Origin of the sequence: Streptomyces caelestis (assembly GCF_001279005.1) — a bacterium.
GTDB lineage: Bacteria > Actinomycetota > Actinomycetes > Streptomycetales > Streptomycetaceae > Streptomyces > Streptomyces heliomycini.
The window spans coordinates 1-551 of sequence record NZ_LGCN01000058.1; the positions used below are offsets into that span (position 1 = coordinate 1).

Consider the following 551-nt stretch of genomic DNA (forward strand, 5'->3'; position numbering starts at 1 on the left):
CCTGCGTGAGGTGGTGTGGGGTGAGGACGCGGAGGCGCTGAACCGGACCGCCTACGCCCAGGCCGGACTGTTCGCGGTCGAGGTGGCGCTGTACCGCCTGCTCGACGCCTGGGGCGTACGGCCCGACTACGTGGCCGGGCACTCGATCGGCGAAATAGCGGCCGCGCACATCGCGGGCGTCGTCTCCCTCGCGGACGCCTGCGCGCTGGTGGCTGCTCGTGGCCGGTTGATGCAGGCGCTGCCGGCCGGTGGCGCGATGGTCGCGGTGGAGGCGGCGGAGGCGGAGGTGCTGCCGCATCTGACCGGCGAGGTGTCGCTCGCGGCGGTCAACGGCCCGTCCTCGGTGGTGATCTCGGGTGCCGAGGCCGCGGTCGAGGCGGTGGCCGGGGTGTTCCGTGAGCTGGGGCGTCGTACGTCCCGGCTGCGGGTGTCGCACGCCTTTCACTCGCCGTTGATGGAGCCGATGCTGGAGGAGTTCCGCACGGTCGCCGAGGCACTGTCCTACGCCGAGCCGCTGCTGCCCGTCGTCTCCAACGTGACCGGACGCATCG

The 551-nt window shown here is 72.6% G+C and carries 1 protein-coding gene; it reads left to right on the forward strand.

Going from position 1 to position 551, the window contains the following annotated elements:
* Positions 1–551: acyltransferase domain-containing protein (locus ADK41_RS05885; RefSeq protein ID WP_037805361.1), on the forward strand; the 551-nt coding region annotated here is incomplete at both ends.